Raw genomic sequence first — 25,462 nt, 5'->3', positions numbered from 1 at the left:
GGAGGCGGGGGCTGAAAAGCAGCCCCCGGATCAGCAAGCTAACCCACATCCGCCAATGGGTGCCGCCCTTCCCACGCCTTGGCAAAATGCGCCTCGACTACCGCCGCCGGCACTTGCGCCACATCAGGCCAGTGCCAGCGCGGCTGATTGTCTTTGTCCACCAGGCGAGCGCGCACACCTTCACTGAATTCAGGGTGGCGGCAACAGTTCAGGCTCATGCTGTATTCCATCTGGAACACCTGCGCCAATGACAGGTACCGCGCCCTGCGGATCTGCTCCCAGACCAGATGCGCCGTCAGCGGGCAACCCTCATGCAGGCGTTGACCGGCATCTGCCAGCAATGGGTCGTCATGCTGCTTGAGCCTTTCCAGCGCGCGCCAGGCTGAGGCAGCATCAGCCACGTCGAGTAACTGATCGATCTCTTGCCGTCGCGGCAACCACTGGGCATCAGGCAGCTCGGCGCAGGCACGATGCTGCTCGGCCTTGAGCAGGCTATTCAGTTGTATGGCGGTCTGCTCCTGCCAGTTGAGTTGCAGCAACTCCTCGATCAAGGCTTCTTGCTGGTGCTCGCCCAGAAAGCGGTCAGCCAGGCCCAGGTCAAGGGCATCGCGGGCGTTGATCGGTGCACCTGTCAGGCCGAAGAACAAACCCAGCTTGCCCGGCAGCCGGGCCAGGAACCAACTGGCGCCTACGTCAGGGTAAAGGCCGATGCTGATTTCCGGCATGGCCAGCCGGCTGCTGGGTGTGACGATGCGTACGTTGGCGCCTTGCAGCAGCCCCATGCCGCCACCCAGGACATGCCCATGGCCCCAGCACAATAACGGTTTGGGGTAGGTGTGCAGGGCAAAGTCCAGGCGGTATTCGGCGGCGAAGAAGGAGGCTGCCAACGGCGGGACACTGCCGGGGTGGTCGCGGCAGGCTTGCACCAGCGCACGTACATCGCCGCCTGCGCAAAAGGCTTTTGCCCCGTTGCCGCGCAGCAGCACGCAGACGATACCCGGGTCGCGGGCCCAGGCGTGCAGTTGTTCGCCCAGCACCTCGATCATCGGCAGGTTCAGGGCATTGAGCGCCTTGGGTGCATCCAGGGTGGCGATGCCGATGCGGGCGCCATCGACGCCGGTGAGTACCTCGCAGTGAATGGTCATGGGCTACCTCTCGCAAGTCATCGCTCAAGTATGGCTTGCCTGGCCGATCATGCCGGTCGTCGGTCGGATCGTTTGACAAGCGCGAAGGGCTTACCTAGTGTCGCGCCATTGTTTATGGAAGGCCCCATGACTGAAGACGATCGCATCAAACTCGAACCCAGCTGGAAGGCCGCATTGCGCGGTGAATTCGACCAGCCTTACATGCACCAGCTGCGCCAGTTCCTGCGTGGCGAGTACGCTGCCGGCAAGGAGATCTACCCGCCAGGGCCGCTGATCTTCAATGCGCTCAATTCGACACCGCTGGATCAGGTGAAGGTGGTCATCCTCGGTCAGGACCCGTACCACGGGCCGGGGCAGGCACATGGCTTGTGCTTCTCGGTGCAACCGGGCGTGGCCACGCCGCCGTCGCTGGTCAATATCTACAAGGAGCTGCAGCGCGACCTGAACATCCCGATCCCCAGCCACGGCTACCTCCAGAGCTGGGCGGAACAAGGCGTTCTATTGCTCAACACGACCATGACCGTCGAGCGCGCCAATGCCGCGTCGCATGCCAAGAAAGGCTGGGAATTGTTTACCGACCGGATCATCCAGGTGGTCAGTGAGCAATGCCCGAACGTGGTATTCCTGCTATGGGGGGCTCATGCGCAGAGCAAGCAGAAGCTGATCGACGGTACCAAGCACCTGGTATTGAAGTCGGTCCATCCTTCACCGCTGTCGGCGTATCGCGGGTTCATCGGCTGCGGGCATTTCAGTCGTGCCAACAGCTTCCTCGAGCAGCGGGGGCTCGGGCCCATCAACTGGGCACTGCCCCCACTGTGAGAAACCGCGGGTGGGGTACGCAATCGCTCAGGGCGTCATGCTGATGCGCGGCTCGCTGCGCTGGCCAATTGCAATACCCCGCTCATGGTTCTGGCGCACATACTCCACCAAGGCTTCAAGGTCGGTGATGCCGGTGTCCTGGCGTCGCCTTCCTTCTTTGAACGTGGCCAAACCACCGCCACCATCGGCCAGGAACAGGTTGCTGACTACGCGATAATGGGTCAACGGCTCTAGGGGTTTCCCATGCAGACGTACACTACCCTCGACCACACGGCTGCCGACAGGCCGTGAACCATCCCATTCATAATGGAAACCTTTCGATACTTGCAGCGGATTGAAACTGCCCCTGTTCCATTGAAGGTTGAGCAGTTCGGTAATCTGCCTGCCTGTCAGTTCCTGAACTATCAGAGGGTTATTGAACGGTTGTACGGCGAATAATTGTTCGTAGGTCAGGTCGCTATCGGCAGGTTGTATCAGGTCACTTCGCAGCCCACCCAGGTTGAGAAAAGCAACCTGTGTCTGAAACGCTTGGGTCATGGCCAATTGGGCATCCGTGACCAGGTTCCCCAAGGTTGTTTCACCGGCGGCATTTTCTTCGCGGTCAAGTTCTGCCGTCGAGATGCGTCCTATGGGTTCGAGCAGTTTTTCCCCGGACCGCTGACGCACTTCCTCCAGCAAACTCGTCAACTTGGCATTCGGCAGGTAGTTCTGTGGGTCAGCAGGAATATTGCGGGCGGTGATGTTCGTGACGTGATGGGTGCCTGGCGTCACCTGCAACTTCAACTGAGTCAGGAAGTGGCCGTATTTGCCAGCCTGAGTGATGCTCAGATCACCCACCTTGCATTGATAGCTGGCATGCGAGTGACCACTGATGACGGCATCTACCGCAGGATCCAGCCGCTTCGCCACGTCGACGATCGCACCGCCCAGCTGACTGCAATCCTTCGTGTCGAACGGCTCGGCGGTATCCCCTCCCTGGTGCATGACCGCAATGATTGCATTGACACCTTTGGCTTTGAGCTCCGGAATCACGTCATTGATGGCTTGCGCTTCATCTGTGGCCTTGAGCCCTGCGAATGCTCTGGCCGAAACCACTTTTTCCATGTTGCGCGGTACTGCACCGACGAACGCTATCTTGACCCCTTTTACCTGTTGAATGTGATAGGCCGGTAACAAGCGTTTGCCCGTAGTGGTATCGATCAGGTTGGACGCTATGTAAGGGAAGCCACTTCCTGGATAGTTGCCGCGAAACTTGCAAGCCTTTTCAGGGCGCGTTGACTCGCATCCTCCGTGGATCTGTCGAAGAAACTCGGCCTTGCCTGCATCCAGTTCGTGGTTCCCGGATGCGCTGACGATCATGCCCATCGCGTTCAAGGCCTCAAGCACAGGCTCGTCAGCCCAGAGCGCAGAAATGGCGGGGCTGCCCCCTATCAAGTCGCCAGCGCCGATGAACAGCAGATCGGGGTCCTGCGTTCGCAGTTCATCGAGCATGGCGCCGAGTGTGGCGATGCCGCCGTAGGTCAGGCGGGTAGCGCCTTGCGCGCCGGCGTAGTCTTGGGGGTTGGGTTCCAGGTAGCCGTGAAGATCATTGATAGCCACGACGTTGATCTGGACGGGGGCAGGTGACTCTGCGGCAAGACTGCCTGCGCTAAAGGCAAGGCATGCCCAGGCAATAGCCGAGCGATAGTTGCAAGAAAGACGGACTTTCATCTTTACCTCTTGAATGCCGGGAAGTGTGGGTTTGCTGGCGATCAGGGCAGCAATCCGACTCTATTCACCCGGGCATTGAGCAAGTGGTAACTATCTATCTTCAGGGTGCTTGCAGCTTGAATGCCTGTTGTCCCACAAGCGGAAAAGCGGTTCTGCAAGAAACAACACCAGAATCAGGCGCATTACCTGCAGCGCCGTAACCAGCGGCACCGACAACTGCAACGTTTCGGCCGTGAGGCTCATTTCGGCAATCCCGCCAGGCATCATCCCCAGTGTCAGCGAACGCAAGTCCAGTGCAGTCATCATGCTCAGCACCCACGCAGCAGTGGCGGCAATCGCCATGCACAACACCGTGGCCATCAAGGTGCGCCCCAGGAACGACGGTGCGCGGCGGAAAAACGCGCGGTTGAAATGGCAGGCCAGGCCGCTGCCGATGAGCCACTGGCCGATCTGGCTGGCGCCATTGGGCAGGGCGATCTGCAGGTTGCCGGCCAGGCTGACCGTAGCTGCTACCAGCAATGGCCCGAACAACCATGGGTTGGGCTGACGCAAGCGCTGCCAGAGCAAGGCAACGGCAACGCCCAGGGGCGCAATCAGCGCCAGCCAGCCCCAGCTCACGCTACCGGTGTGGTTCAGTGGTACACCGTCACCCAGCAAGAACTTGAACAGCACCGGCACGCACAGCACCACTGCCAGCACACGCAAGCTCTGCGCTGCCGCCACCTGGCTGAGCACCGCGCCATTGCGCGCCCCAAGGTTGACCATTTCTCCCGAACCGCCTGGCATGCTGGCAAAGAACGCTGTGGCACGGTCTTCGCCGGTTTGCCGCAGCAGCCATACGCTGATCACGCTGGACAGGGTGGTGAACAACGCCCCGAAGAAGATCAGCGCGAAATGGCTGGCTACTTGCTCGATCACCGCTGGCGTGAAGTGCAGGCCGATGCCGATGCCGATGATCCACTGCCCACATTTGCGGCCGTTGGGGATTTCCGAAAGTTGCCAGGGCGTCAGGCAGCGCACCAGGATGATCGCCAGCAATGAACCGACCATCCATGGCAAAGGCCAGCCGACCTTGCTGGCGGCAAAACCGCCAGCAAGGCCGACCAGCCCGGTCGCGACGAACAATGGCAACGACCGATCAGGCATCGGCCAAGGCCCGGCGCTGCAGGCTGCGTTTGCGCCAGATGCGCAGCAGCGGCAGGGCGAGCATTGCCACTACCAGCGCCCAGATACCCATGCTGATCGGGCTCGACCAGAGGATGCCCAGTTCACCATTGGAGATCGACAGCGCCCGACGCAGGTTCTGCTCCATCAGCCCGCCGAGGATGAAGCCCAGCAGAATCGGCGACAGAGGGAAGTCCAGTTTGCGCATGATGTAGCCCATGATGCCGATGCCGACCATGAGGAACAGGTCGAAGGTAGTGGCATGCACGGCATAAACGCCGATCGCGGTGATGATGGCGATCACCGGCACCAGCGCCCAGTTTGGCACGGCGAGGATACGGGTGAAGATGCGGATCATCGGGATGTTGAGGATCACCAGCATGATGTTGGCGACGAACAGCGAGGCAATCAGGCCCCAGACGATATCTGGCTGCTGCTCGAACAGCAGTGGGCCAGGGGTGATGTTGTACAGGGTCAGGGCGCCGATCATCACCGCCGTGGTGCCGGAGCCGGGTACGCCCAAGGTCAGCATCGGTACCAGGGCGCCACAGCAGGACGCACCAATGGCAGTTTCCGGTGCTGCCAGGCCACGGGCATCGCCCTTGCCGAACTTGCCGCTTTCACCCGCCAGGCGCTTCTCGGTCATGTAGGCCACGGCGCTGGCCAGCGTTGCGCCGGCGCCGGGTAGAACACCCATGATGAAACCGAGCAGGCCGCAACGGATGTTGACCAGGAACACCGAGGCCGCTTCCTTGAAGTTGAACAGCATGCGGCCGGTAGCCTTGACTGCCTGGTGGCCATGGTGGGTCTTTTCCAGCAGCAGGAGGATTTCGCTGATGGAGAACAGGCCCAGCACGAGCACCACGAACTGAATGCCGTCGGCCAGGTGCACGCTGTCACCGGTGAAACGGTACACGCCGCTGTTGGCGTCGATGCCGACCGCCGACAGGAACAGGCCGATGAGTGCGGCAATGAAGGTTTTCAGTGGTTTGTCACCGGCCATGCCACCCAGCGCGACGATGGCGAACACCATCAGCACAAAGTACTCCGCAGGGCCGAAGGCGATGGCCCATTTCGCCAGCAGCGGGGCGAACAGCACCATGCCGCAGGTGGCGATGAAGGCGCCGATGAACGAACTCCAGGCCGACAGCGACAGGGCAACACCGGCCAGACCCTGGCGGGCCATCGGGTAACCATCGAGGGTGGTCATGACGGTCGAGGCTTCGCCCGGGATGTTCAGCAGGATCGAGCTGATACGCCCGCCATATTCGCAGCCCAGGTACACCGCAGCCAGCAGGATCAGCGCCGATTCCGGCGGCAGGCCGAGGGCAAAGGCGATGGGGATCAGCAGGGCCACGCCATTGATCGGGCCCAGGCCCGGCAGCAGGCCGACCACGGTACCGATCAAGGTGCCGGAGAGGGCGGTGACCAGGTTGTAGGGGGACAGGGCAATGCCGAAGCCCTGGCCCAGGTAGCTCAAGGTATCCATGTGTCAGTTCTCCAGTACGCTCAGCAGGCCAAGGGGCAGGGGCACGTCCATCACGCGGTCGAACAGCCAGTAGAGGAAAATGCTCATGCCGACCACCACGATGGCGCTGCGCAGCCCGCGGCCACCGTACAGGCGGGCCATGGGCAGGCCGACCAGGACAGCGCTGAGGATGAAGCCGAGGGCTTCGAAGGTGGCGGCGAAGACGAGCAGCAGGCCGACACAGGCGGCGATCTTGATCAGGGTCTCGCGATCGAGTTCCGGTTCGTCGTCCTTGCGCACGATGGGCGTTGGGCGGAATACCAGGTACAGCAGCCCCAGCCCCATCAGGCCGAGCACCAGCAACGGGTAAGCGCGCGGGCCCACCGGTTCATAGGAAAATGCAGCCTGGTAGGGCCAGGCCATGACGGCCAGGGCGGCACACACCGCAAGCAGGGCCAGGGCGAAAATGCGTTGAAGGATCATTGGGGAATCCTCGATTGTGGGCGCGGTAAACCCGCACCCACAAGGGCTATGAAAGGTCGTGGAAGGCTTACTGGATCAGGCCGAATTCCTTGGCCAGTGCCTTGTAGTCAGCCACTTGCTTCTTCACATAGCCGTCTAGCTCTTCGCCGGTCATGGCGAACGGGAACAGCTCGCGCTGGTCTCGCAGCTTGGCGAAGTCCTCTGAGGCAAGCATCTTGTCGAACGAGGCCTTCCACCAGGCGTAATCCTCATCGCTCACCTTTGGCCCCAGGTAGAAACCACGCACCACCGGCCAGACGATGTCGTAGCCCTGTTCCTTGGCCGTCGGGATGTCTTTCATTTCCGGCTCGTCCAGGCGGTTTTCCGAGAACACTGCGAGGAGGCGCATGTTGCCGCTCTGGATGTGCGGCATGGAGTCGGAAATGTCGGTAGAGCCGACCTGGATGTGACCACCCAGCAGTGCCGTGGCGATTTCGCCACCGCCTTCCAGGGCCACGTAGCGCAGGTCGCGCGGGTTTATGCCAGCGGCCTTGGCGATCAACGCGGTCTGCATCCAGTCCTGGCTGCCAACGGTACCGCCGGAACCGATCACGACCTTGCTCGGGTCTTTCTTCAGCGCGGCGACCAGATCATCAAGGGTCTTGTAGGGCGAGTCGCTCTTCACCGCGATGGCACCGTAGCTGGTGCCGACGGCAGCCAGCCATTTCACCGCGTTTTCGTCGAAACGGCCGAACTTGCCCTGGGCCAGGTTAAGCAGCGAGCCGCTGGACCAGGCCACCAGCGTGCCGGCGTCTGCCGGGCGCTGGGCGACCACGGCGTTGTAGGCGACCGCGCCGACACCGCCGGGCATGTAGGTGACGCGCATTGGCTTGCTGAGGATCTTTTCTTGTACCAGTGCGCTTTGCACCAGCTTGCAGGTCAGGTCGAAGCCACCACCGGGTGAGGCGGGTGCGATGCATTCGGGGCGTTTCGGTTCTGCAGCGAGGGCGTTGCCGGCCAACAGCAGGCAGCCGGTAGCGAGGACGAGGCGGCGCAGTGAAAAGGTCATCGTCGATCTCCGTGAGCGTTGTTGTTATCGGATTACCGCTATGGGGTTACCACAGCGCCACGCTGTAGCTGACCAACAGCCTCACTTCATCCGCGTCACGGGCGAAGTTGGAGCGGAAGGTAGCGTTGCGCAGGCGCACGGCGACGTTCTTCAACGGGCCGCTTTGTACCACGTACTTCAGTTCGGTGTTGCGTTCCCACTCTTTGCCTTCGCCACCGGCAGCTCGGCTGACGTTGTCACCGCTGACATAACGGGTCATGAAGGTCAGGCCCGGTACGCCGAGCGCGGCGAAGTTGTAGTCGTAGCGCGCCTGCCAGGAGCGTTCGTCGGCCCCGGCGAAGTCGTTGATCTGGACGAAGTTGACCAGGTACGGGTTGGCGCCATCCACATACGGGAAGGCGCTGTCGCCAGACAGCTGCTGCCAGGCAGCGCTGACCTTGTGCCCGCCCAGGGCATAGCTGAGCATGCCGTTGAAGGTGGTGTTGTCGATGTTGCCGGCCTTGGCTGCGCCAGTGTCGTCACTCATGGCAAGGCGCAGGTCGGCACCCAAGGTGCCCGGGCCCCATGGTTGGGTGGCGACCATGCCGATGAAGTGCTGGCGGTAAATATCGTCGAGCTGGGCGAAGTGGTAGCTGCCAGTGATGCGGTCGGTGAACTGGTAGTCGAGCCCGCCCAGAGCCAGGTTGTCAGCGTTGAAAGAGCCACCGAAGCGGCCGTTCTTGTTGTTCAGCGCCAGGTCTTCCCAGTTGGTGTCGTTGCGGTCCTTGGCCTTGTCTATGCGGCCACCGGTGAAGGTCAGGCCCTTGATCTCCTTGGAGGTGAGCAGGCCGCCCTCGAAGGTTTGCGGCAGGATACGCCCATCGTTGGGCTGCAGCGTCGGCAGTTCGGGGATCAGGGAGCCGATCTTGAGTTCAGTCTGGGAGATCTTCACCTTGCCGGTCAGGCCCAGCTTGGAGTATTCGTCGGCAGCCTTGCCGTCATCGTGGGTCGGCAGCAGGCCGCTGTTGGCACGGTCCGGGCTGGAGTCGAGCTTGATGCCGAGCATGCCCAATGCGTCCAGGCCAAAGCCCACGGTGCCATCGGTGTAGCCAGACTCGAAATTGAGCATGAAGCCCTGGGCCCATTCATCGCGCTTGGATTGCTGCGCGCTGGTGCCGTCGCGGAAGTCGCGATTGAAGTACATGTTGCGGGTTTCGAAGGTGGCCGTGCTGTCTTCGAAGAAGGCGGCCTGGCTCATCGGGGCGACACCGGCAAGCGCGAGGGCGCTGGCGATGGCCGAGGGGCGTGCGATAAAGGAACGGGTAGGCGCGAACGCCTGCGGCTGCGATGACAGCATCGTCGAGGACTCCGTTTATTGTTCTTATTCGTTGCACCTTGCTGGTGCTTTTTTCGGCGCGAAGGGCGACCGTGGTGCGATGCTAGGCAACGAACCTTTCGCTAACCTTTCAGCGTGAAAGGTTTGTCACGAGGGGCTTCACAGGCGTGATGACAGCGGTACACTCCGCGCCACCGTCCCACCCGAGCAGGGAGAACCCGATGCGTGTGCTGCTGGTCGAAGACCACCTGCAACTGGCCGAAAGCGTGGCCCAGGCCTTGAAAAGCCATGGCCTGACCGTAGATGTGCTGCATGACGGCGTGGCGGCCGACTTGGCGCTGGCCAGTGAGGAATACGCCGTGGCCGTGCTGGATGTCGGCCTGCCGCGCATGGACGGCTTTGAGGTGTTGGCGCGCTTGCGAGGTCGTGGCAAGACCTTGCCAGTGCTGATGCTGACTGCGCGCAGCGACGTCAAGGACCGGGTCCATGGCCTGAACCTGGGCGCCGACGATTATCTGGCCAAGCCGTTTGAGCTGACCGAGCTGGAGGCGCGGGTCAAGGCCTTGCTGCGCCGCAGTGTGCTCGGTGGCGAGCGCCAGCAACGTTGTGGGCCGTTGGTGTATGACCTGGACACCCGGCGCTTCACCCTCGGTGACGACAACCTGGCGCTGACTTCGCGCGAGCAGAGTGTGCTGGAAGCGCTGATCGCTCGTCCTGGCCGAGTGATGAGCAAGGAGCAGTTGGCTGCCCAGGTGTTTGGCCTGGACGAAGAAGCCAGCCCTGATGCCATCGAAATCTACATTCACCGGCTGCGCAAGAAGCTCGACGGGCACCCTGTGGCCATCGTCACTTTCCGCGGTCTGGGCTATTTGCTTGAGCACCGCGATGCGTGACAACGGCAGCCTGCGCGGGCGCTTGCTGGGTAACTTGGCACTGTTGCTGGTGGTGCTGATGCTGGCCAGCGGCCTTAGCGCCTACTGGAATGGCCGCGAGGCCGCCGACACCGCTTACGACCGCACCCTGCTGGCTTCGGCGAGGACCATCGCCGCGGGCCTGTCGCAGCGCGATGGTTCGTTGAGCGCGGATGTGCCTTACGTGGCGCTGGACACGTTCGCCTATGACAGTGCGGGGCGCATTTACTATCAGGTGCTGGATATCAAGCAAAGGCTGATTTCTGGCTATGAGAACCTGCCGCCACCGCCGCCTGGCACGCCGCGCACCGATGACTATCCGGCATTGGCACGGTTCTACAACGCCACTTACCTCGGCCAGGACGTTCGTGTGGTCAGCCTGCTGAAGCCGGTAAGCGAGCCGAACATGAACGGCATGGCAGAAATCCGCGTAGCCGAAACCGAGGAAGCGCGGGTGCGTATGGCTCGAGGGTTGATGGCCGATACCCTGCTGCGCCTGGGCATGCTGGCACTGGGGGCGTTGGTGATGGTGTGGTTTGCCGTGAGTGCCGCGTTGCGGCCGTTGGAGCGCCTGCGCACAGCAGTGGAAGAACGCCAGCCGGACGACTTGCGAGCGTTGCCGGTGGTACAGGTACAGCGTGAGCTGAGCCCGCTGGTGCGTGCCTTGAACCACTTTACCGAGCGCTTGCGCGGCCAGTTCGAGCGCCAGGCGCAGTTCATTGCCGACGCGGCCCACGAACTGCGAACGCCGCTGGCGGCGTTGAAGGCACGTGTCGAGCTGGGCTTGCGCTCGGCCGAGCCACAGGAGTGGCGGCAGACCTTGGAGTCTGCAGCCCAGGGTACCGACAGGCTGACTCACCTGGCCAACCAGTTGTTGTCGTTGGCGCGGGTCGAGAATGGCGCACGGGCAATCGCCGAAGGCGGTGCGCAGCGTCTGGATTTGAGCCAGTTGGCCCGCGAGCTGGGCATGGCCATGGCGCCTTTGGCGCACAAGCGCGGGGTGGCGCTGGCGCTGGAGGCCGAGGCGCCGGTATGGCTGAAAGGGGAGCCGACGTTGCTCAACGAGTTGTTGAGCAACCTGGTGGACAATGCCTTGGCGCATACGCCAGCGGGTGGCAATGTGATTTTGCGGGTAAAGGCGCCGGCAGTGCTGGAAGTGGAAGACGACGGGCCAGGTATTCCCGAGGCCGAGCGCGAACGGGTGTTCGAGCGCTTCTACCGGCGAAGTGCGCAGGGCAGCGGGTTAGGGCTGGCGATCGTTGGCGAGATCTGTCGGGCGCACCTGGCTCAGGTGAGCCTGCATGATGGTGAGAAGGGCGGGTTGCGGGTACGGGTGAGTTTTATAGCGGATTGATGGCTTGCCTGTGTCGACCCTTTCGCGGTTCACCGCGAAAAGGCCCTGGCAGGCTGTTACAGCTCAGCGCAACATGCTCCGCGCTTCCAGCAGTTCATCGACCTCCAGCTCGGTGCCAAACGGCAGCCCCAGATGGCGGTAAGCCGGTAGCGCAGCCAATGGCCGGTGGCGCCCGCGCTGGCTGATGCAGCGGGCGATCTGCACGATGTCGATGTAATCGATCTTGTCCGTCTGGCGGTCCAGGTCATGAACCTGGCTCGGCAGGTGGACCAACTGCTCCGGAAACTCCCAGGCCTTGAGGATCTTGTCCCCCAGCACGGGCTGGAGTTGCTCGATCACGTAATGCAGGCAAACCGGGTCGGACAACAGTTCGTTGTGCTCTTCGGCATAGATGAGTACCGGCAGCGCGCCAATCTGGTTGACCAGCCCACCCAAGGTGGCCTGGTCAGGCTTGAGAGGTGTAAAGCGGCGGCAGATTTCGTAGCTGATGCCCGCCACTTCCAGGCTACTGGCCCAGATATCGCGCAGTTTCTGCTCGACTGCCGGCGAGCGGGCATGGAAAATCTGCTCGATCACCAGGCCGATGGCCAGGTTGCAGCTGTAGTTGATGCCTAGTCGCGTGATGGCGGTGTGCAGGTCGGTAACCTCGACCGCAGCACGCAGCAGTGGGCTGTTGACGACCTTGATCAGGCGCGCTGAAAGGGCCGCGTCGCGACCGATCACCTTGCTCAGGGCCGCTACGCTGATCTCGCTGTCTTCCGCTGCTTCGCGGATGCTCAAGGCAACTTCGGGCAGGGTGGGCAGGACCAGGTCATCCTTTTCGATGGCGTCGAGCAATTGTGCTTGAACCAACTCGGCCAGCTTGTTCATGGGCATGTCTACCGCAGTGGTGGTGCGGCCCCGCCACAGGGGTGGGGCAGGCTGGTCAGCGCTGGATTTCCCGGTCGCGGTCCAGTTCGTAAGGCAGGGTCAGTACCTGCAGGCGTGGGCCTTCGAGGCTGCCCAGATGCAGGTTGCCGTCTTCCACTGCCTCGGCGCTGAGCACCGCGAGCAGTTCGCAGCCCGCGCCGTTGCCGGCAGCTATGACCACTTCACCGACCGACGAACCATGGGTGGGCGAGAAAATCTCGGCGCCCGGGGCAGGAATGGCCTGCTGGTCCAGTGCCAGGCGGTACTGGCGGCGTTTGAGTTTGCCTAGGTACTGCATGCGGGCGACGATTTCCTGGCCGGTGTAACAGCCTTTCTTGAAGCTGACGCCGTCGACGGCCTGCAGGTTGATCATCTGCGGGATGAACAGCTCACGGGTCGGGCCCATGACCTGGCCGATACCTGCACGAATCTGCCCCAGCAGCCAGTCGTTGATACTCCCTTCGGGCAGCGCTGCGGCAAGGGCCTGGCGTACAGGCTCTGCATCCGCCGCCGGCACCCACAGTTCAACACGGCCAGCGGATGCGGTGATGGCGATCAGCCCATCATGGCGCACGGTGCTACCGGCAGCTGCGGGCACGACAAGCCCCAGCGCCTGCAGTACAGAGTCGCCACCTTGCAGGCCGAAGCGTGCCCAAGCGGTGCTTTCGTCGGTCAGCGTGGCCTTGGAGAACACAGCGTACTTTTTCAGGTCGGCCAGTTGCGCGTCGAGCAATTCGCTGGCCATGGCCAGCAGGTAGCCGTTGCCTTCGGGCACTATGCGGAAGCTCGACTGCATGCGCCCCTTGACCATGCAGCGGGCGCCGAGGCTGGCGTATTCCTGGCTGAGATAGTTGATGTTGCAGGTCAGCTGGCCTTGCAGGAACTTGCCTGCATCGGAGCCGCGGACGGCGAGGATGCCCTCGTGGGACAGGGGGCAGAAGAAAGCGGAATCGGCCATGGGTCATCGCGGTGGCTAAAGACTGGCGGCCATCATAGAACGCCGGTAACAAAATAGGTAGGTGACTAGACCAACGCCCGGTGTCGCTTCGCGCGCCTGGCTGTATACTGGCGGCCCATTCGAGGAGGGCCCCATGGTCGAACAAACTGAACTCAACCGGCTTTTCTGGCACAGCCGCCGCGGCATGCTGGAACTGGACGTACTGCTGGTGCCTTTCACCCAGGAAGTCTACCCCACCCTCAATGAGACCGACCGTGAACTGTACGTGCGTCTCTTGAGCTGCGAGGATCAGGACATGTTCGGCTGGTTCATGGAGCGCACCGAGTCCGAAGACCCGGAACTGCAGCGCATGGTCCGCATCATTCTGGACCGTGTCCAGCCCAAGTGAGTGCTTCGAGTGCCGCTGGCAAGGCTCGCGCCTGCTGCTGGCGGCCTACCTGGCTTGTCAGGTTCTGGCGTGGCTTGCCGTGTGGGCGAGCCCGCTGCCCGGTTGGTTGGCCTTTTCGGTTGTCGCCGCCTGCTCGGCCCACGCTTGCTGGGCCATTCCCCGACGTATTCTGCTGACCCATGACCAGGCTGTTGTCGGCCTGCGCCGTGATGTGCGGGGCTGGCAGGTGCTCAGCCGTGCCTGCGGGTGGCAGTCAGTGCGCTTGTGCCGGGATAGCCTGGCTTTGCCTGGGCTGGTGGTGTTGCGCTTCGAGCGGGCGGGGCGGTGGTTGGGGCAGAGCCAGTGCGTGCCGGGGGATGCGCTGGGGCCGGATGAGCATCGGCGATTGCGGGTGCGGTTGAAGTTCAGCCGGCGGCGCTGGGCCGCGGTGGGCCGGGCATAGATCAAGGCCGGGTCGGATTCTTCGCGGGCTCGCCCGCTTCCACAGGTACTGCGCAAAACTGCAAGGCAGTTAACCCTTTGTGGGAGCGGGCGAGCCCGCGAAGGCCGCGACGCCGTTTCAGAGCGGGCTAAGGATGGTGTCCTTGGCCTCGTCCAGCATCCCCGGATAATCCAGTGTGTAATGCAACCCGCGGCTTTCCTTGCGCTGCATGGCGGACAGGATCATCAGTTCGGCCACCTGCGCCAGGTTGCGCAACTCGATCAGGTCACGGCTGACCTTGTAGTTGCTGTAGAACTCGTCGATTTCATCCAGCAGCAGACGAATGCGGTGCTGGGCCCGCTGCAGGCGCTTGCTGGTGCGTACGATGCCGACGTAGTCCCACATGAAGCGCCGCAGTTCGTCCCAGTTGTGCGCAATGATCACGTCCTCGTCCGAGTCGGTCACCTGGCTGGCGTCCCAGCCGGGCAGGGCCTTGGGCATGGCCACTTGCTCCAGGTGCGCCTGGATGTCGGCAGCGGCGGCGCGACCATATACAAAACATTCCAGCAGCGAGTTGCTGGCCATGCGGTTGGCGCCGTGCAGGCCGGTGAAACTGGTTTCGCCGATGGCATACAAGCCAGGCACGTCGGTGTGGCCGCAATCGTCGACCATCACTCCGCCGCAGGTGTAATGCGCCGCTGGCACCACCGGGATCGGCTGACGGGTGATATCGATGCCAAAGGCCAGGCAGCGCTCGTACACGGTGGGGAAGTGGCTCTTGATGAAGTCCGCAGGCTTGTGAGTGATGTCCAGGTATACGCAGTCCACGCCCAGACGCTTCATCTCGTGGTCGATGGCGCGGGCCACGATGTCCCGTGGGGCCAGCTCTTCGCGTGGGTCGAAGCGCGGCATGAAGCGTTCGCCGTTGGGCAGGCGCAGCAGGGCGCCCTCGCCGCGCAGGGCTTCGGTGATCAGAAAGCTCTTGGCCTGCGGGTGATACAGGCAGGTGGGGTGGAACTGGTTGAATTCCAGGTTCGCCACCCGGCAGCCGGCCCGCCAGGCCATGGCGATACCGTCGCCGCAGGCACCATCGGGGTTGCTGGTATAGAGGTAGACCTTGGCCGCACCGCCAGTGGCCAGCGCGGTGAAGCGCGCGCCGAACGTGTCTACCTCGCCGGTGTTGCGGTCGAGCACGTAGGCGCCCAGGCAGCGTTGGCCGGGTAACCCCAGGCGGCGCTCAGTGATCAGGTCCACCGCCACCCGCTGCTCCAGCAGCTGGATGTTCGGGCGCTGGCGAGCCTGTTCCAGCAGCGTGGTGAAAATTGCCGCGCCGGTAGCGTCGGCGGCATGGATGATGCGCCGGTGGCTGTGGCCCCCTTCACGGGTGAGATGAAACTCGAAGCCGCCATCGTCGACGCTGTGGTGTTCATCGCGGGTGAAGGGCACGCCTTGCTCGATCAGCCACTGGATCGCTTCGCGGCTGTGCTCGACGGTAAAGCGCACTGCATCTTCATGGCACAGCCCGCCGCCGGCATTGAGGGTGTCCTCGACATGCGACTGCACAGTATCGGTATTGTCCAGCACTGCAGCGACGCCGCCCTGGGCCCAGAAGGTCGAGCCATTGGCCAGGTCGCCCTTGCTCAACACGGCTACGCGAAGGTGGCTGGGGAGGTTAAGTGCCAGGCTGAGACCGGCGGCACCGCTGCCGATCACCAGGACATCATGTTGGAATTGTTGGCTCATGTCGGGACACTAGTAATCTTTGGGAGGGGCACGGCACAATGGTCACGCGCGGATGGCATTGTGAAACTATCGTTAAACGTGTCGGGATGCCTTTATAGCAGCCCCGGGTGGCCAATTTCCATGCTACTTGCCAGGTTGCGACAACCTTTGTGGGAACTTTCCGACATGGCCGGAAATCCTATGAAGGCTGCCCGTACGCCACAATTTGCCGCGGCGACGCAGGGCGGCAGGCCTTTCCGGGCTTTACCCCTGCGTATTTGAAACCTGATTATCGACGTTGCCGGCTGTGACCGCGCCGCGTCTTCCGTGCAAGCCGACAAAGGGCTGCAGGAAACTTGCTTGGAGGGGAGAACTTTTGCGCAAAGCCCGAGTCTATGGTTGCAAGCCTGAACGATGGCTGATGCAACGCTCCTTCGAGTTCACTGAGGAGTGTTCATGCTAACCCAGGAAGAGGATCAGCAGCTTGTCGAGCGCGTGCAGCGCGGCGACAGGCGAGCTTTCGATCTGTTGGTGCTGAAGTATCAGCACAAGATTCTCGGGTTGATCGTGCGGTTTGTTCACGATACCCACGAGGCCCAGGATGTAGCACAGGAAGCCTTCATCAAGGCCTACCGTGCGCTTGGCAACTTCCGCGGCGACAGTGCGTTTTATACGTGGCTGTACCGCATCGCCATCAACACGGCGAAGAACTACCTGGTGTCCCGTGGAAGACGGCCACCAGACAGTGATGTGAGCTCCGAGGACGCGGAGTTTTACGACGGCGATCATGGCCTCAAGGATCTCGAGTCCCCAGAGCGCTCGTTGTTGCGGGATGAAATCGAAGGCACTGTCCATCGCACCATCCAGCAACTGCCCGAAGACCTGCGTACGGCATTGACGCTGCGCGAGTTCGACGGTCTGAGTTACGAAGACATTGCCAGTGTCATGCAATGTCCGGTGGGTACCGTGCGCTCTCGAATCTTCCGCGCTCGGGAGGCCATAGATAAAGCCCTGCAGCCGTTGTTGCAGGAAACCTGAGACAGCGGCGACAGCGCCAAGAGAGGAACCGCCATGAGTCGTGAAGCTTTGCAGGAATCGCTGTCCGCGGTGATGGATAACGAAGCGGATGAACTGGAATTACGTCGGGTGTTGAACGCCGTCGACGAAGCCGAAACCCGTGCCACCTGGTCGCGTTACCAGGTTGCCCGTGCAGCCATGCACAAGGAGCTGCTGCTGCCTAATCTGGATATCGCCTCGGCGGTTTCTGCTGCGCTGGCTGACGAAGCCGTGCCAGCCAAGGTCAAGAAAGGCCCTTGGCGCAGCATTGGCCGTCTGGCGGTAGCTGCCTCGGTTACCGTGGCGGTGCTGGCGGGTGTGCGTATGTACAACCAGGACGAGATCACTGGGGCCGAGCTTGCTGCCCAGCAGCCTGTCCAGCAAGGCCTGAGTGTGCCACAAACGCAAGGCCCGGCCGTTTTGGCAGGCTATAGTGAGAGCAGTGAGCAACCAACCGGGCCAATGGCCAATGGTGTGCTGCAGAACCAGGCTGGCTGGGATCAGCGTCTGCCAGGCTACCTGCGCCAGCATGCTCAGGAATCTGCGCTCAAGGGCACTGAAACCGCATTGCCGTATGCCCGCGCCGCCAGCCTGGAAAACCGTTAAGTAAGGAGGATCATGCGCGCGCTACCTCTCCTGTCGCTGCTGATAGGCAGCTGCATGACGGTGCCAGCATTGGCGGCCAACTCTTCGCCCGAGGCGAGTGAGTGGTTGAACAGGCTGGCACAGGCCGAGCAAAAACAGAGCTATCAAGGGTCGTTCGTCTACGAACGCAATGGCAGTTTCTCCTCCCACGACATCTGGCACAGGGTCGAGGGCGGCAAAGTCAGCGAGCGGCTGTTGCAGCTTGATGGCGCCGCCCAGGAAATCGTGCGCGTGGATGGCAAGGTGGAGTGCGTCAGCGGGGCCTTGGCCAGCGGAGTCGTGGCGCCGTCGGATACCGCACCGCGTGTGCTTGATCCGCTGAAACTGATGGGGTGGTACGATTTGAGTGTGGCAGGCAAGTCGCGGGTCGCCGGGCGTGATGCCGTGATCATTACGCTCACTCCACGCGACCAGCACCGTTATGCTTTCGAATTGCATCTGGACCGCCACTCGGGCTTGCCGCTGCGTTCGTTGATGCTCAACGACAAGGGGCAGTTGCTGGAACGCTTCCAGATGACCCGTCTCGATACCGATGACATCCCCAGCGACGCAGACCTGCGCCCAGGTGCTGCCTGCAAGCCTGTGCAGCATGTGGCGGCCGGTAGCAATGATACCGCTGCGGGTTGGCGTTCGGACTGGCTGCCACCCGGTTTCGAGCTGGTCAACAGCTCGGTGCGCCGCGATCCCAAGCGCAACAGTTCTGTCAGCAGCCTGATGTATGACGACGGCCTGGCGCGTTTTTCGGTATTCATCGAGCAAGTGAGCGATGATGGCAGCACCGACATGCGCACCCAGTTAGGCCCGACCTCGGCAGTCTCGCGTCGCCTAAATACACCCAAGGGCAAAGTGATGGTGACCGTGGTTGGCGAAATTCCGCTGGGTACGGCAGAACGCGTCGCCCTGTCGATGCGCCCCCAGGATGCCCAGGCGCGCCAGTAATGGCGCGCTTTTGCATGCCGAGCCAAGTCGGATGGGCATACGCCTGAAATGAAATTAAAGCATTGTCATTTGCAATCCATCGGCAAATTTTCTATAGGTCAGGCTTTGAAGAGCCTGGCCTTTTCTGCTTTGTGCAGGGGTCTTTCCAAACTACCGCTCGTTGTGACGGGAGTCGTATGTCAATACCACGCTTGAAATCCTACCTAATGATGTTCGCTGCTGTGCTGATGCTCGGCCAGGTACTCACCGCCCAGGCCGAGGAAGCCCTGCCGGACTTCACCACCCTGGTCGAGCAGGCTTCGCCGGCGGTTGTCAACATCAGTACCAAACAGAAGCTGCCTGAGCGCCGAATGGCGGCAGGCCAGATGCCGGACCTGGAAGGCCTGCCGCCGATGTTCCGCGAATTCTTCGAGCGCAACATGCCCCAGCAGCCGCGCTCGCCGCGCGGCGACCGCCAGCGCGAGGCGCAGTCGTTGGGCTCGGGCTTCATCATTTCCAGTGATGGCTATGTGCTCACCAATAACCATGTGGTGGCCGATGCCGATGAGATCATCGTCCGCCTGTCGGACCGCAGCGAGCTGAAGGCCAAGCTGGTTGGCACCGACCCGCGCACCGACGTTGCGCTGCTGAAGGTCGACGGCAAGAACCTGCCGACCGTGAAGCTGGGTGATTCCGAAAAGCTCAAGGTGGGCGAGTGGGTACTGGCCATCGGTTCGCCGTTCGGCTTCGACCATTCGGTGACCAAAGGTATTGTCAGCGCCAAGGGCCGGACCCTGCCCAATGACACCTACGTGCCGTTCATCCAGACCGACGTTGCCATCAACCCGGGTAACTCCGGCGGCCCGCTGTTCAACATGAAAGGCGAAGTGGTGGGTATCAACTCGCAAATCTTCACCCGTTCTGGCGGTTTCATGGGCCTGTCGTTCGCCATCCCGATCGATGTAGCGATCGATGTCTCCAACCAGCTGAAGAAAGACGGCAAGGTCAGCCGCGGCTGGCTGGGCGTGGTGATTCAGGAGGTCAACAAGGACCTGGCCGAATCGTTCGGCCTGGACAAGCCGGCGGGTGCCCTGGTAGCCCAGGTGTTGGAAGACGGCCCGGCGGCCAAAGGCGGCCTGCAGGTGGGGGACGTGATCCTCAGCATGAACGGCCAGCCAATCGTCATGTCGGCCGATCTGCCACACCTGGTTGGTAGCCTCAAGGATGGCGAGAAGGCCAAGCTGGAAATCATCCGCAACGGCAAACGCCAGACCCTGAACATCAGCGTTGGCGCACTGCCGGACGACGATGTCGACATCGGCACCGGTGCCGACGGCAGCGCCGAGCGCAGCAGCAACCGCCTGGGTGTATCGGTCGCCGACCTGACCGCCGAGCAGAAAAAATCTCTGGAGCTCAAAGGTGGCGTGGTCATCAAGGAAGTGCAGGATGGTCCGGCAGCCATGATCGGCTTGCGCCCGGGTGATGTCATCAGCCACCTGAACAACCAGGCCATCGGTTCGGCCAAGGAATTCACCGAAATCGCCAAGGAACTGCCGAAGAACCGTTCTGTGTCGATGCGCGTGCTGCGTCAGGGGCGTGCCAGCTTCATCACCTTCAAGCTTGCTGAATAAGCGGTTTCGCAAGGCGAAAGGGCAGCTTCGGCTGCCCTTTTTCATGAATCTTCACAATTGCGGGAATGATTGCTGTGTACAGTCGGACAGAGGAATCTCCCATAACCCAGCAGCTTAAGGTACAATTCCCGGCTATTTTTCGGCGGGCGTCCGGCTCGCAGCCTTTTCGAGTGTTGACCCGTGAGTGATTTGAGTCATATCCGCAATTTCTCCATCATCGCCCACATCGACCATGGCAAGTCGACGCTGGCTGACCGTTTCATCCAGATGTGCGGCGGCCTGACGGCGCGCGAGATGGAAGCCCAGGTGCTCGATTCCATGGACCTGGAGCGTGAGCGCGGTATCACCATCAAGGCCCACAGCGTCACGCTTCACTACAAGGCGCAGGACGGCAAGATCTACCAGCTGAACTTCATCGATACCCCCGGCCACGTCGACTTCACCTACGAAGTCTCGCGCTCGCTGGCGGCCTGTGAAGGTGCACTGCTGGTTGTCGACGCCGGCCAGGGCGTGGAAGCCCAGTCCGTAGCCAACTGCTACACCGCCATCGAGCAGGGCCTGGAAGTCATGCCGGTCCTGAACAAGATGGACCTGCCACAGGCGGACCCGGACCGCGTCAAGGACGAGATCGAGAAGATCATCGGTATCGACGCCACCGACGCCGTAGCCTGCAGCGCCAAGAGCGGCATGGGCGTGGACGAGGTGCTCGAGCGCTTGGTGCACACCATCCCCGCGCCAGAAGGTGAGATCGATGCACCGCTGCAAGCGCTGATCATCGACTCCTGGTTCGACAATTACCTGGGTGTGGTCTCGCTGGTGCGCGTGCGCCAGGGCCGCGTCAAGAAAGGCGACAAGATCCTGGTCAAGTCCACCGGCAAGGTGCACCTGGTCGACAGCGTCGGTGTCTTCACCCCGAAACACACCCAGACTGCTGATCTGAAAGCCGGCGAAGTAGGCTTCATCATCGCCAGCATCAAGGACATTCACGGCGCCCCGGTTGGCGACACCCTGACCCTGTCCTCGACCCCTGAGGTCGAAGTGCTGCCCGGCTTCAAGAAGATTCAGCCGCAGGTCTACGCCGGCCTGTTCCCGGTCAGCTCCGACGACTTCGAGGATTTCCGCGACGCTCTGCAGAAGCTGACCCTGAACGACTCCTCGCTGCAGTACATGCCGGAAAGCTCCGACGCGCTGGGCTTTGGCTTCCGTTGCGGTTTCCTGGGCATGTTGCACATGGAGATCATCCAGGAGCGCCTGGAGCGCGAGTACGATCTGGACCTGATCACCACCGCTCCAAGCGTAATCTACGAGCTGGAGTTGAAAACCGGCGAAACCATCGTCGTCGACAACCCGTCCAAGCTGCCGGACGTCTCGGCGGTAGCCGACTTCCGCGAGCCGATCGTCACCGCGACCATCCTCGTTCCGCAGGAGCACCTGGGCAACGTCATCACCCTGTGCATCGAGAAGCGTGGCGTACAGCGCGACATGCAGTTCCTCGGTAGCCAGGTGCAGGTGCGTTACGACATGCCGATGAACGAAGTGGTGCTCGACTTCTTCGATCGCCTCAAATCCACCAGCCGCGGCTATGCTTCGCTGGACTATCATTTCGATCGCTACCAGTCGGCCAACCTGGTCAAACTGGACGTACTAATCAACGGCGACAAGGTTGATGCCCTGGCATTGATCGTGCACCGCGACAACGCGGCCTATAAAGGCCGTGCGTTGACCGAGAAGATGAAGGAACTGATCCCTCGGCAGATGTTTGACGTAGCGATCCAGGCAGCCATTGGCGGCCAGATCATTGCGCGGACAACCGTCAAGGCGCTCAGAAAGAACGTACTGGCCAAGTGCTACGGTGGTGACGTCAGCCGTAAGAAGAAGCTGCTGGAGAAGCAGAAGGCCGGTAAGAAACGCATGAAACAGGTGGGCAACGTGGAAATTCCACAAGAAGCCTTCCTCGCCGTGCTCAGGTTGGATAGCTAGGTCCTATGTCGCTAAATTTCCCGCTGTTGCTAGTCATCGCCGTCTTCATCTGCGGTCTGCTTGGCTTGATCGACCTGCTGTTCCTGGCCCCGCGCCGGCGTGCGGCAATCGCCAACTATCAGGGCAGCGTCAGCCAGCCCGAGATGGCGGTGGTCGAACGGCTGAACAAGGAGCCGTTGCTGGTCGAGTATGGCAAGTCGTTCTTCCCGGTACTGTTCATCGTGCTGGTGCTGCGTTCGTTCCTGGTCGAGCCGTTCCAGATCCCCTCGGGGTCGATGAAGCCGACCCTGGAGGTGGGCGACTTCATCCTGGTGAACAAGTTCTCGTACGGCATTCGTCTGCCGGTGATCGACAAGAAGGTCATCGCGGTCGGTGACCCGCAACGCGGGGATGTGATGGTGTTCCGCTACCCGAGCGACCCGAATGTCAACTACATCAAGCGTGTGGTTGGCCTGCCGGGCGACGTAGTTCGCTACACCAACGACAAGCGGCTGTTCGTCAACGGCCAGCCCGTTGCCGAACAACTGGTGGGCAGCGAGCCGGGTACCCTGGGCAGCGCTCAGCTGTACAAGGAAAAGCTCGGCGAGACCGAGCACCTGATCCGCAAGGAAATGAGCCGTTATCGCATGCCGCCGGACCAGCAGTGGACCGTGCCTGCGGGCCATTACTTCATGATGGGCGACAACCGCGACAACTCCAACGATAGCCGCTTCTGGGATGACCCGAACATTCCCAAGGAACTGCACGGCATGGTTCCGGACCGGAACATTGTCGGCAAGGCTTTTGCGGTGTGGATGAGCTGGCCAGAGCCCAAACTCAGCCACTTGCCCAACCTGTCGCGGGTTGGCCTGATCCATTGATACCCATCGGCGCTGTCCAGCAGACAGCGCCGAATGCTTTTCTGACATAGGCTGTGTTCTCAGGGATCGGGAGATTCGCCGCAAATCGATCGGCGGACCACAGCCAAACAGTCTTTCAGGATGTTGATTTGAACAACGCGTTGAACAACGATCGGGTGGCCGCATGAGTGCTTCCCTTGCCGGTCTGGAGCGAAAGCTCGGTTACACCTTCAAGAACCAGGACCAGATGCTCCTGGCACTGACCCATCGCAGTTACGCCGGGCGCAACAATGAGCGCCTGGAGTTCCTCGGTGACGCCATTCTCAACTTCGTTGCCGGTGAAGCGCTGTTCGAGCGTTTTCCGCAGGCTCGCGAAGGCCAGTTGTCGCGGCTGCGTGCACGGTTGGTCAAGGGTGAGACCCTGGCCCGTCTGGCCCGTGGTTTTGACCTGGGCGATTACCTGCGCCTGGGCTCCGGAGAACTCAAGAGCGGCGGCTTTCGTCGCGAGTCGATCCTGGCTGACGCCCTGGAGGCACTGATTGGTGCCATCTACCTGGACGCTGACATGGACACTGCCCGCGAGCGCATCCTGGCCTGGCTGGCCGATGAGTTTGAAGGCCTGACGCTGGTCGACACCAATAAAGATCCGAAAACCCGCCTGCAAGAGTTCCTGCAGTCGCGCAGCTGTGAGCTGCCGCGTTACGAAGTAGTGGATATCCAGGGTGAACCACACTGCCGAACCTTCTTCGTCGAATGCGAAGTGGTACTGCTGAACAACAAGAGCCGTGGTCAGGGCGTTAGCCGGCGTATTGCCGAGCAAGTCGCCGCCGCGTCTGCACTGATCGCCCTGGGCGTGGAGAATGGCAATGACTGATAGCAACCCGACCCGCTGCGGCTATGTAGCCATTGTCGGCCGCCCCAACGTCGGCAAGTCGACCCTGCTCAACCACATTCTCGGTCAGAAACTCGCGATTACCTCGCGCAAGCCCCAGACCACCCGTCACAACATGCTCGGCATCAAGACCGAAGGTGATGTGCAGGCGATCTATGTCGATACCCCGGGGATGCACAAAGCCAACGACAAGGCGCTGAACCGCTACATGAACCGCAACGCCTCGGCGGCCCTCAAGGACGTCGACGTGGTTATCTTCGTGGTCGACCGTACCAAGTGGACCGACGAGGACCAACTGGTTCTGGAGCGCGTGCAGTATGTGACCGGCCCGCTGATCATCGCGGTCAACAAGACCGACCGCATGGAAGAGAAAGCCGAGCTGATCCCGCACCTGCAGTGGCTCCAAGAGCAACTGCCGAACGCCGAGGTGATGCCGATTTCCGCGCAGCAGGGGCACAACCTTGAAGCGCTGGAAGCTCAGATCGCCAAGCACCTGCCCGAGAACGATCATTTCTTCCCCGAAGACCAGATCACCGACCGCAGCAGCCGCTTCCTCGCCGCTGAACTGGTACGCGAGAAGATCATGCGCCAGTTGGGTGCGGAGCTGCCGTACCAGATCACCGTCGAAATCGAGGAATTCAAGCAGCAGGGCCATGTGCTGCACATTCACGCGCTGATCCTGGTCGAGCGCGACGGCCAGAAGAAAATCATCATTGGTGACAAGGGCGAGCGCATCAAGCGCATCGGTTCCGAGGCGCGCAAGGACATGGAAGTGCTGTTCGATTCCAAGGTCATGCTCAACCTGTGGGTCAAGGTCAAAGGCGGCTGGTCCGATGACGAGCGCGCCCTGCGTTCGCTGGGCTACGGCGACCTGTAATTACCTGACCGGTCGGTTATTCCTGTGGGAGCGGGCTTGCCCGCGAATGCGATAGTGGGTTCACTGACGCTTTCGCGGGCACGCCCGCTCCCACACGTACATCAGGCCCCAGAGATAGTGCATGGACCAACCCACCCCCCAGCCAGCCTATGTACTGCACAGCCGTGCCTATAAGGAAACCAGCGCGCTGGTAGACTTCTTCACCCCTCAGGGCTGCATGCGAGCCGTGTTGCGCCGCGCGCGGGGCAAGGGCGGCAGCCTGGTGCGACCATTCGTGTCGCTGGAGGTGGAGCTGCGTGGGCGCGGCGAGCTGAAGAATGTCGGCCGTATGGACAGCACCGGCATCGCCGCCTGGCTACACGGCGATGCCCTGTTCAGCGGGTTGTACCTCAATGAACTGCTGATGCGCCTGCTGCCTGCCGAAGCGCCGTTCCCGGCGCTGTTCGAGCACTACACCTTGACCTTGCAGGCACTGAGTGCCGGGCGCCCACTGGAGCCCCTGCTGCGCTCGTTCGAATGGCGGCTGCTGGACGAACTCGGTTATGCGTTTTCCTTGCACCATGACGTCAATGAGCAGCCCATTGCCACCGATGGCCTGTACCGCTTGCGCGTTGACGCCGGCCTGGAGCGGGTAGAGCTGGCGCAGCCCGGCCTGTTCCGTGGCACCGAGCTGCTGGCTATGGCCCAAACCGATTGGGACGCCCCCGGCGCCTTGCTTGCCGCGAAGCGGCTGATGCGCCAGGCACTGGCAGTTCATCTGGGGGCAAAACCGCTGGTCAGCCGGGAACTGTTTCGCAAGCGCTGATCTG

General features: G+C 61.8%; 24 protein-coding genes. 14 read left to right on the top strand and 10 right to left on the bottom strand.

From position 1 onward, the window contains the following. Positions 1-38: 38 nt before the first annotated feature. Complete coding sequence (locus tag ACE4QZ_RS22095; protein ID WP_410480181.1) at positions 39-1,145, bottom strand: enoyl-CoA hydratase/isomerase family protein; 1,107 nt, start codon at positions 1,143-1,145, stop codon at positions 39-41. Between the two features lie 126 nt (positions 1,146-1,271). Here ACE4QZ_RS22095 and ung point away from each other — a divergent pair, with 126 nt between their 5' ends. Beyond that, complete coding sequence (gene ung / locus ACE4QZ_RS22090) at positions 1,272-1,964, top strand: uracil-DNA glycosylase (RefSeq protein WP_103469429.1); 693 nt, start codon at positions 1,272-1,274, stop codon at positions 1,962-1,964. A gap of 27 nt (positions 1,965-1,991) precedes the next feature. On the opposite strand, the gene ACE4QZ_RS22085 is transcribed toward ung, so the two are convergent. The 6 genes from ACE4QZ_RS22085 to ACE4QZ_RS22060 form a co-directional block, all read right to left on the bottom strand. Further along, on the bottom strand, positions 1,992-3,674 hold the full coding sequence (locus tag ACE4QZ_RS22085) for a bifunctional metallophosphatase/5'-nucleotidase (protein WP_410480180.1): 1,683 nt from the start codon (positions 3,672-3,674) through the stop codon (positions 1,992-1,994). 90 nt (positions 3,675-3,764) lie between these two features. Next, the gene (locus tag ACE4QZ_RS22080) at positions 3,765-4,820 is read right to left on the bottom strand and encodes an AbrB family transcriptional regulator (protein WP_021785751.1); all 1,056 of its coding nucleotides are present in this window, start codon (positions 4,818-4,820) and stop codon (positions 3,765-3,767) included. Continuing rightward, a complete protein-coding gene (locus tag ACE4QZ_RS22075; RefSeq protein ID WP_021785750.1) occupies positions 4,813-6,327 on the bottom strand; it encodes a tripartite tricarboxylate transporter permease in 1,515 nt (504 codons plus the stop codon). The genes ACE4QZ_RS22080 and ACE4QZ_RS22075 overlap by 8 nt, the downstream gene beginning before the upstream one ends. Before the next feature lie 3 nt (positions 6,328-6,330). Further along, the gene (locus ACE4QZ_RS22070) at positions 6,331-6,789 is read right to left on the bottom strand and encodes a tripartite tricarboxylate transporter TctB family protein (RefSeq protein ID WP_084850814.1); all 459 of its coding nucleotides are present in this window, start codon (positions 6,787-6,789) and stop codon (positions 6,331-6,333) included. Between the two features lie 67 nt (positions 6,790-6,856). Continuing rightward, the gene (locus ACE4QZ_RS22065; RefSeq protein WP_021785748.1) at positions 6,857-7,837 is read right to left on the bottom strand and encodes a Bug family tripartite tricarboxylate transporter substrate binding protein; all 981 of its coding nucleotides are present in this window, start codon (positions 7,835-7,837) and stop codon (positions 6,857-6,859) included. Between the two features lie 46 nt (positions 7,838-7,883). After that, on the bottom strand, positions 7,884-9,173 hold the full coding sequence (locus tag ACE4QZ_RS22060) for an OprD family porin (protein WP_410480179.1): 1,290 nt from the start codon (positions 9,171-9,173) through the stop codon (positions 7,884-7,886). Positions 9,174-9,373: 200 nt separating this feature from the next. On the opposite strand from ACE4QZ_RS22060, the gene ACE4QZ_RS22055 reads away from it, so the two are divergent. Continuing rightward, complete coding sequence (locus tag ACE4QZ_RS22055) at positions 9,374-10,045, top strand: response regulator (RefSeq protein ID WP_021785746.1); 672 nt, start codon at positions 9,374-9,376, stop codon at positions 10,043-10,045. Next, the gene (locus ACE4QZ_RS22050; RefSeq protein WP_021785745.1) at positions 10,038-11,417 is read left to right on the top strand and encodes a sensor histidine kinase; all 1,380 of its coding nucleotides are present in this window, start codon (positions 10,038-10,040) and stop codon (positions 11,415-11,417) included. The genes ACE4QZ_RS22055 and ACE4QZ_RS22050 overlap by 8 nt, the downstream gene beginning before the upstream one ends. 63 nt (positions 11,418-11,480) lie before the next feature. Here the strand turns inward: ACE4QZ_RS22050 and ACE4QZ_RS22045 are convergent, their stop codons facing one another. Together ACE4QZ_RS22045 and ACE4QZ_RS22040 are read right to left on the bottom strand one after the other, a co-directional pair. Continuing rightward, on the bottom strand, positions 11,481-12,287 hold the full coding sequence (locus ACE4QZ_RS22045; RefSeq protein ID WP_028698136.1) for an HDOD domain-containing protein: 807 nt from the start codon (positions 12,285-12,287) through the stop codon (positions 11,481-11,483). A 55-nt stretch (positions 12,288-12,342) separates the two neighbouring features. Beyond that, on the bottom strand, positions 12,343-13,284 hold the full coding sequence (locus ACE4QZ_RS22040) for a YgfZ/GcvT domain-containing protein (protein WP_101196228.1): 942 nt from the start codon (positions 13,282-13,284) through the stop codon (positions 12,343-12,345). 133 nt (positions 13,285-13,417) lie between these two features. On the opposite strand from ACE4QZ_RS22040, the gene ACE4QZ_RS22035 reads away from it, so the two are divergent. Both ACE4QZ_RS22035 and ACE4QZ_RS22030 read left to right on the top strand, forming a co-directional pair. Continuing rightward, positions 13,418-13,672 carry a succinate dehydrogenase assembly factor 2 gene (locus ACE4QZ_RS22035; protein WP_003252043.1) on the top strand — a complete coding sequence of 85 codons (255 nt, stop codon included), beginning with the start codon at positions 13,418-13,420 and terminating at the stop codon, positions 13,670-13,672. Further along, the gene (locus ACE4QZ_RS22030; RefSeq protein ID WP_410480178.1) at positions 13,656-14,114 is read left to right on the top strand and encodes a protein YgfX; all 459 of its coding nucleotides are present in this window, start codon (positions 13,656-13,658) and stop codon (positions 14,112-14,114) included. The genes ACE4QZ_RS22035 and ACE4QZ_RS22030 overlap by 17 nt, the downstream gene beginning before the upstream one ends. A 117-nt stretch (positions 14,115-14,231) precedes the next feature. On the opposite strand, the gene nadB is transcribed toward ACE4QZ_RS22030, so the two are convergent. After that, entirely contained in the window at positions 14,232-15,836 is a 1,605-nt protein-coding gene (gene nadB / locus ACE4QZ_RS22025; protein WP_410480177.1) for an L-aspartate oxidase, read from the bottom strand. Between the two features lie 435 nt (positions 15,837-16,271). Here nadB and rpoE point away from each other — a divergent pair, with 435 nt between their 5' ends. The 9 genes from rpoE (at position 16,272) to recO (ending at position 25,458) form a co-directional block, all read left to right on the top strand. Continuing rightward, positions 16,272-16,853, top strand: coding sequence for an RNA polymerase sigma factor RpoE (gene rpoE, locus ACE4QZ_RS22020; RefSeq protein WP_003252049.1), 582 nt, complete (start codon positions 16,272-16,274; stop codon positions 16,851-16,853). A 33-nt stretch (positions 16,854-16,886) separates the two neighbouring features. Continuing rightward, positions 16,887-17,477, top strand: a complete 591-nt coding sequence (locus tag ACE4QZ_RS22015; protein ID WP_021785741.1) for a sigma-E factor negative regulatory protein — start codon at positions 16,887-16,889, stop codon at positions 17,475-17,477. Positions 17,478-17,489: 12 nt separating this feature from the next. Further along, positions 17,490-18,455, top strand: a complete 966-nt coding sequence (locus ACE4QZ_RS22010; protein ID WP_084850810.1) for a MucB/RseB C-terminal domain-containing protein — start codon at positions 17,490-17,492, stop codon at positions 18,453-18,455. Positions 18,456-18,661: 206 nt separating this feature from the next. Continuing rightward, positions 18,662-20,065 carry a DegQ family serine endoprotease gene (locus ACE4QZ_RS22005; protein ID WP_373939453.1) on the top strand — a complete coding sequence of 468 codons (1,404 nt, stop codon included), beginning with the start codon at positions 18,662-18,664 and terminating at the stop codon, positions 20,063-20,065. A gap of 180 nt (positions 20,066-20,245) precedes the next feature. Then, complete coding sequence (gene lepA / locus ACE4QZ_RS22000) at positions 20,246-22,045, top strand: translation elongation factor 4 (protein ID WP_031322928.1); 1,800 nt, start codon at positions 20,246-20,248, stop codon at positions 22,043-22,045. 5 nt (positions 22,046-22,050) lie between these two features. Further along, a complete protein-coding gene (gene lepB / locus ACE4QZ_RS21995) occupies positions 22,051-22,905 on the top strand; it encodes a signal peptidase I (RefSeq protein WP_021785737.1) in 855 nt (284 codons plus the stop codon). A gap of 163 nt (positions 22,906-23,068) precedes the next feature. Continuing rightward, on the top strand, positions 23,069-23,758 hold the full coding sequence (gene rnc, locus ACE4QZ_RS21990; RefSeq protein ID WP_003252059.1) for a ribonuclease III: 690 nt from the start codon (positions 23,069-23,071) through the stop codon (positions 23,756-23,758). Next, the gene (gene era / locus ACE4QZ_RS21985; RefSeq protein ID WP_003252061.1) at positions 23,751-24,653 is read left to right on the top strand and encodes a GTPase Era; all 903 of its coding nucleotides are present in this window, start codon (positions 23,751-23,753) and stop codon (positions 24,651-24,653) included. Before rnc ends, era begins: the two co-directional genes overlap by 8 nt. Before the next feature lie 121 nt (positions 24,654-24,774). Beyond that, positions 24,775-25,458 (top strand): DNA repair protein RecO, encoded by a 684-nt coding sequence (gene recO, locus ACE4QZ_RS21980; RefSeq protein ID WP_021785736.1) that lies wholly within the window; start codon positions 24,775-24,777, stop codon positions 25,456-25,458. Positions 25,459-25,462 lie beyond the last annotated feature (4 nt).

The sequence above is a fragment of the Pseudomonas sp. DCA-1 genome (genome assembly GCF_046523955.1).
Taxonomy (GTDB): domain Bacteria; phylum Pseudomonadota; class Gammaproteobacteria; order Pseudomonadales; family Pseudomonadaceae; genus Aquipseudomonas; species Aquipseudomonas putida_Y.
This window is presented reverse-complemented; position numbering and strand designations above follow the sequence as displayed.